Below are 6,649 nucleotides of genomic sequence, written 5' to 3' on the forward strand. Positions count from 1 at the left end.
TATCGAACACCTTTGGAAGTATTTTTGAGTTACGTAAGTATTGATGATTTGTCTAACTTAATTTGACAATTAAGAATTTATAAAAAACCTAAACAAAGGTTTGCCGCAGTCTATGCTATTTTTATGGTATGAGTTATATAAACTATCGCTCTACCTTTATGCTTCGAATCACGTTAATTATTCGCAAAAAAACTAGCTAGAATTAAAAAAGATTCTGGCTAGTCTTTAAGAGCTATTAAAGAGTAGCAAATAGCTACTTTCTTGCTAGCAATTTTCCTTTTAAATGCTGATACGTCAAAAATTGCTGCCGAGTCCGCTTAATGGCTTTATACCTTTTTGGCTGCTTTTTATAAAATTCCTGATGATAATTTTCCGCTGGCCAAAACGTCTCCGCTCTTCTAATCTCCACGATGATCGGTTTTTTATAACGATGGGACTCAATCACCGCTTGCTTTTCTTTTTCAGCGATTCGACGCTGTTGGTCATTTAACACAAAAATGATTGGCCGGTATTGATCGCCACGATCTTGGAATTGGCCAGAAGCATCTGTCGGATCAATGATCTGCCAATAAAGCGTCATTAATTCTTGATAACTAACGACCCGCGTATCAAAGATAATTTCTACCGCCTCCACATGTCCGGTAAAACCGCCGCTGACCTGATCATAATTCGGTCGATCCTCTATGCCACCCGTATACCCTGACAACACTGAATCAATCCCAGGATGCGTCTCGAAAGGTTCTACCATACACCAAAAACAGCCACCTGCAAAAATTGCCCGCTCTTGATGGGTTGGATCACTGATCTGATGTTTTTCTTGGACCGATTCTTCCCTACGCGATTCATTTCCAGTCAGTTCCTGATAAAAATCAGCAACATCCGGTGTCAAATTATTCCGAGTAGCCAGTGGTCGCAGCTCCGCTTCCAACTTGGCTGTCTGCTCATTAAAATTTTCACTCGCTGCTAAAGCATTTTTTGCATTCGTCAGCAAGTAACGTTCCCAGTCTCGCGTGTTGGGATTTAAAATCAGATTATAGATTTTTTCTAAAATTTTTTCTTGATCTAAAGCCATCATACTCACTCCCTTTGAGACAGTCTGTCCGCTAAAATTCAATTGCAATTTACCACAAATTGAGGGAATTATCGAATGGTTGAATTGTGACCAAAAAAGAACGACCACAAAAGTTGTAGTCGTTCATTGAAATTAAAGCAATTCAAATTGAGCTTGCTGTGTATCATTTACATTTTTTCCAACAAAAACAATAAATTCCCCCGCTTCAGTTCCAAACTGCATATCCTTCATATAGTAAAATAAATCATTTCGCTTAATCGTGAATGTTACCTTTTTTTCTTCTATGGAAGTACCTCGTTTTTATTTTGTAATAACACGATCGATTCTTGGGTCACTTTATCGCGCCAAGTTTCGATTTCCTTCAGTCAATAAAGGTAGTTTGCTCCTGATCGACATTGGTACCACGATAAGGTTCTTCAAACAGTTCCAAATCATTTTTTAATTTTAAAATACACCACATTGCATCGTTTACTAAGGCTAAATCAATCGCACCATCAACAACTAATGCTTCTAATTCATTTGTATAGTAACCGGTCTTCATATCAATCCCAATTCCATATCCGCGTTTTGTTTCAATGCTCGTTCAACATTACGTCCAAAATTTCCATAACCTACAATCACAATTTTGATCATCCACAATTCCTCCTAATACTATTTATTAAGATTGAACTACAAAAAATAGCAAATATTAAGAAAATCTCAATCTAATATTTTTGTAGCTTGATCACTTAGAACCGACAATAAAAAAGACCAAGAAACTCTTTGTTTCTTGGTCCGCCTTTTAAATTAAGTTGTATTCAATCAAACTGTCAACGGCTGCCAATATAGCCTCTTCTTTGGTTCCAATCGGTTTCCATCCTAAGACTTCTCTCGCTTTGGCGTTGCTGACGTTACGGTTCATCTCAGCCATGAACTGTCCCTCTTTGGCCATTGCATTTACATAAGATGCCGCTTTTAACATCCAATTGGGCATGACTCTTTTCGACAAAGTAGCTGCTAATTGAGGACGTTCTCTATGCAACAGCTCCGCGATTTCCGGCATTGAGATCATTCCATCCGTTGAGGCAATAAAACGCTGGCCCGCAGCTTCTGGTGTGCTCATTGCTCTAATATGCAGATCAGCGACATCTCGCACATCCACCACATTCAACTGAATATTCGGTATTACTTTCATCGAACCGCTAGCAATCCCCTTCAATAAATCAAAACTGCCGGAAACATGACTATCCAAGGAAGGTCCAAAAATAGCTACTGGATTGATCGTCGCAAATTCCAAGCCTTTGCCTTCAGTTTCAATAAACTTCCATGCAGCTTTTTCGGCCAGCAGTTTAGATTTTTCATAGGCTGAAAGACCCTTGGCATTTTCATCAGTCCAATCTTTTTCAGTCGTTACCGAATGCCAATCCTGATTAGTAAATCCTACTGCACCAAAGTTTGATGTCATAACGACTCGTTTAACTTTCGTACGACTAGCCGCTTTCAAAATGCGAAGGATTCCTTCGACTACGGGACGAATCACTTCTGCTTCATCCTTAGGAATTTCAAAGAACACGGGTGAAGCGACACTCAATACGTAATCGCGATCCGCCATCGCCTCAGTCCAATTGTCGTCCTTTGAAAGGTCTGCTTCGATAAATGAAAGCTGTTCAAAATTTGTGACACCGTTTTTGCGTAAGGTACTGATTACCTTGTCCTTGCTTTTCAATGAGCGGACCGTTGTTCGAACATCATAGCCTTTATTTAATAGTTGTAAGAGCATTTGCATGCCTAAAAAACCTGTTCCGCCTGTTACCAATACTTTTTCTGCCATAGTGAAAACCTCCATCAAGTTTTCTTTACTTTAAACCCTAAACTATGGTTTAGGGCAAGAGGTTTGATAAAAAAGAACGAACCAAACTTAATTGATCCGCTCTTATCAAAAGCTATTACAACAAATGATTATCTTTTAATACATCACCAATATACGTATCTTCGACTTTCTTCACAAAGTGTTCCAACACTTTTTTCTCAACGTAAGGCAGATCCATTTCCGAAAGCTTCTTCCGATCACTTAAATAATACACCGAATTAGCTAATGTACGGATGTCATAAGCTGAGGCATAAACTTCCGGCACGCCTCGTTCGATGTCCAAGAAGGAATAGACAGCTTCCATCGCGGTCCGAACAGAATATTCGGTGGTAAAGACAGTGTCTCGCTCGGTTTCAGCAAAGTTTCCAATGAAGGCTAGATTTTCTGAGCCATTCGGAATGACTAACGGACGATCGCCAGGTTCGCGCAACATAAAGTACGATGTGATAAATGGCATATAGACGGGAACCACCACACAAGATTCCTCAGAGAATTTTTTGATGTCCGCTTCTGGCACACCTAAGTGATACATCAATTCTTGTACGATTTCTTGGCCACTGCATTGTTCAATCGGCTTCTTTATATAATTTCCTGGAGTGTTGGAAAGGAGCCCGTAGACCCAGGTTACTGTTTGTTGATCGTTTTGTTCTTTAAAATGCGGTTGACGGTGAGTGGCGAAACTCATTAACCAATTGGAATCTTTGATCGTAATAATCCCACCGGTAACCACTTTACCCGTCCGTAATTTTCGTTTGGTCAAACGTGAAATATAAGGTTCAATATCAAAATTTTCCCATGTCACAGTTGCGGAGACAAACCAGCTTTCATCCGGCAAATTGTCGCAAAAAACTTCTGGATGACCGAATTCATTCGACTGTTTCGCCAAGTTTTTCCAAAGATTCCAGCTGCCGCCCAATTCATGAGTAATTGGTGCAGGGGTATGATGGTCCCCTTCGGTTGAGCTTTCTGTAATCGAACCATTGGTGACGAAAACTAAATCATTTTCCGTCAATGCGATTTCTTCGGCTTTACCTGAATGCGTCAGCAAAATTTTCTGTGCTACTTTTTTATTCGATGTCGCTTCAACTTGAATATTAGTGATCTTCGTTTCATATTGGAAGTCCACGCCATGGTCATTCAAGAAAGATAACAATGGCTTCACTAAAGATTCATATTGATTGTAGCGAGTGAATTTCAATGCGGTGAAGTCAGGCAATCCTTTGATGTGATGAATGAAGCGCATCACATAACGGCGCATCTCAATAGCGGAATGCCATTTTTCAAAGGCAAACATTGAACACCAATACAACCAAAAGTTTGATTCAAAGAATTCTTCACCAAAAACGTCTTCGATCTTTTTGCCGATTAATTGATCTTCTGACGTCATAAACAAATCGACTAATTCTTTTTGCGCCTTTTTTGATAAAGTAAAGTCCCCATCGTCAGCTGCCCGTTCACCACGATTATGAATGATCCGGCAATTCGATGAGTTAGGATCGTCATGATCCAACCAATAGAATTCATCTAAAACAGAAGCATCTTCCACTTCCAGTGATGGCACTGAACGAAAGAGATCCCACAAACATTCAAAGTGATTTTCCATTTCACGACCACCCCGCGTGACAAAACCATCATGGGGAATAAATTTTCCATCTAACGAACCACCAGACAATGACAGTTCCTCAAAGATATGAATATGTTCACCTTTCATTTGACCATCTCTAATTAAAAAGACTGCAGCGGCTAAGCCCGCTAAGCCTGCTCCTACGATATACGCGCTCTTGTCGTCGATGCCTTCCGGTTTTCTCGGTCTAGCAAATGCCTCATAGTTTCCATTCGTGTATCTCATGTTGTTCCCTCCTATTTTATTTTTTCAAGTACTTCGCCAATGGTAGTAAAATCATTGACTTTCTTTATTTAGCATACCAGTCAGAAAATAATAATAGAAATAAGACGCGTTGAACAATCTGGAAAACTAGACTAATCGAAGTATTTGTCTAAAAAAAGAGAACCTGTGACAAAAACCTTGTCACAGGTCCTCTTTTCGATTAAACGGTACGATAGACGTCGCTTCTTCGGAAATAAGTCGAAATTCCACAAAAATTTAAAAAGTCATTTCCGGCAATTCCTTCTTATTTCTTGAAGCTGAATACTTCTGTCGCGACCTCTAGTATTATGCCTCTTGTTCGGTCATAATTACTGGACCTTCTTTGGTTATCACGATGGAATGTTCATATTGAGCGCAAAAACTGCCGTCCAATGTCCGAGCAGTCCAACCATTGCCATCGATTCCCGCTTCCCAAGTTCCTGTGGTGATCATGGGCTCGATCGTAATCGTCATGCCTTCCTTCAACCGAGTTCCTTTACCGGCAACACCAAAGTGAGGGAAGAATGGTTCTTCATGTATCGTCGGACCGATTCCATGAGCTAGGAAATCTTGAACAACGCCATAGCCTTTGCCTTCTGCATATGTTTGGATGGCGTGGCCGATATCCCCAACACGATTGCCGACTTGGGCTTGTTCGATTCCTAACATCAATGCTTCTTTGGTTACATCCATCAGTGCTTGATGCTCCGGCGTGATTTCGCCGACCGCATACGTCCAGCAACTATCCGAAATTGCGCCATGATAATCAACACAAAAATCGACCTTCAGAACATCGCCTGTTTTCAAACGATATTTTGACGGAAAGCCGTGACAAATCTCATCATTCACGCTCGTACACGTCGCAAATTCGTAGCCTTCGAAACCAATCTGAGCCGCTGTCGCTCCAGCAGTTTCGATTTTTTTCTGGACGAATTGATTGATTTCTTTGGTGGTAACACCGGGAACAATAAATTCCCGCAATTGTTTGTGGATACCCGCTAAAATAGCACCAGATTCTTTCATCTGTTCAATTTCTCTTGTTGATTTTAAAGTGATCATTTATTCGCTCCTTCATTGATACTTGAACGTTATAACACGAATCACTTTTAAAGGAAAGGCAAATGATTAAAAACAATCAAGAGTTTAACTCCAGCTTAAATTGATTCAACGGTCCCCTTCGCCAAAGGTCTTTATTTTTTAGATAAATCTGTCCATACTCAATGATCCAGCCGTGAAGATTCTGCGCTTTGATGGTATCCAGCGTCTCCGGCCAAAGGATCTGCTTCTTCAAATCTTTATATCCTGAGGATAAAAAACCAAGATTTTCAAAAATTCGTTGCGCATATTTGTCCGCGATAAACGTCGAATGGTCAAAGACATAGACTAGCAAAACATCCGCCGTTTCTTCACCAATTCCTTTGATTGTCAACAATTCTTTCCGTAGCTTTGAAAACTCTTGTTGCGCAATTAATTCCAAATCAAATTGTGCTTCAGCCAGCCATGTAAATAAGCGCTGGATCGTTTCAGACTTGCCTTTATAAAAGCCGCTAGGCCGAATCAAGTCTTGTAATTCTGTTTTTTCTAACGCCACTATTTTCTCTGGTAAAAACTGGGTCGCAACCGCTAGATTTGTTAGCGCGTAATCAACATTGCGCCAGTTGGTATTTTGGACGAGCACCGCACCAAGTAAAATCTCCCATTTATTATCAGTATCCCACCAGCGACGGTGTTCCATAACCTGACTAAAGGCTTCATATAATTCTTCGATATTTGTGACCATTTCTATCCTGAATTCCCGGAATTTATAACGAGGGAGGGGCAACCCCTAACGCCTCATATAATTCCTTCTGCTTCGTCGTAA

At 40.4% G+C, this 6,649-nt stretch carries 6 protein-coding genes; all 6 read right to left on the minus strand.

Features of this window, described 5'->3' with window-relative positions:
- Positions 1-253 precede the first annotated feature (253 nt).
- Positions 254-1,072 (minus strand): peptide-methionine (S)-S-oxide reductase MsrA, encoded by an 819-nt coding sequence (gene msrA / locus FFM67_RS12140; protein WP_137614801.1) that lies wholly within the window; start codon positions 1,070-1,072, stop codon positions 254-256.
- A gap of 361 nt (positions 1,073-1,433) precedes the next feature.
- Positions 1,434-1,613: a hypothetical protein gene (locus tag FFM67_RS12145; RefSeq protein WP_137614802.1), complete on the minus strand. Its 180-nt coding sequence runs from the start codon at positions 1,611-1,613 to the stop codon at positions 1,434-1,436.
- Between the two features lie 240 nt (positions 1,614-1,853).
- Positions 1,854-2,882, minus strand: a complete 1,029-nt coding sequence (locus tag FFM67_RS12150; RefSeq protein WP_137614803.1) for an SDR family oxidoreductase — start codon at positions 2,880-2,882, stop codon at positions 1,854-1,856.
- A 115-nt stretch (positions 2,883-2,997) separates the two neighbouring features.
- Positions 2,998-4,770 carry an oleate hydratase gene (locus FFM67_RS12155; RefSeq protein ID WP_137614804.1) on the minus strand — a complete coding sequence of 591 codons (1,773 nt, stop codon included), beginning with the start codon at positions 4,768-4,770 and terminating at the stop codon, positions 2,998-3,000.
- Positions 4,771-5,094: 324 nt separating this feature from the next.
- Positions 5,095-5,847 carry a type I methionyl aminopeptidase gene (gene map / locus FFM67_RS12160; RefSeq protein WP_137614805.1) on the minus strand — a complete coding sequence of 251 codons (753 nt, stop codon included), beginning with the start codon at positions 5,845-5,847 and terminating at the stop codon, positions 5,095-5,097.
- Between the two features lie 76 nt (positions 5,848-5,923).
- Positions 5,924-6,568 carry an endonuclease III domain-containing protein gene (locus tag FFM67_RS12165; RefSeq protein WP_137614806.1) on the minus strand — a complete coding sequence of 215 codons (645 nt, stop codon included), beginning with the start codon at positions 6,566-6,568 and terminating at the stop codon, positions 5,924-5,926.
- Between the last annotated feature and the right edge of the window lie 81 nt (positions 6,569-6,649).

The organism is Enterococcus viikkiensis (genome assembly GCF_005405345.1).
GTDB lineage: Bacteria > Bacillota > Bacilli > Lactobacillales > Enterococcaceae > Enterococcus_A > Enterococcus_A viikkiensis.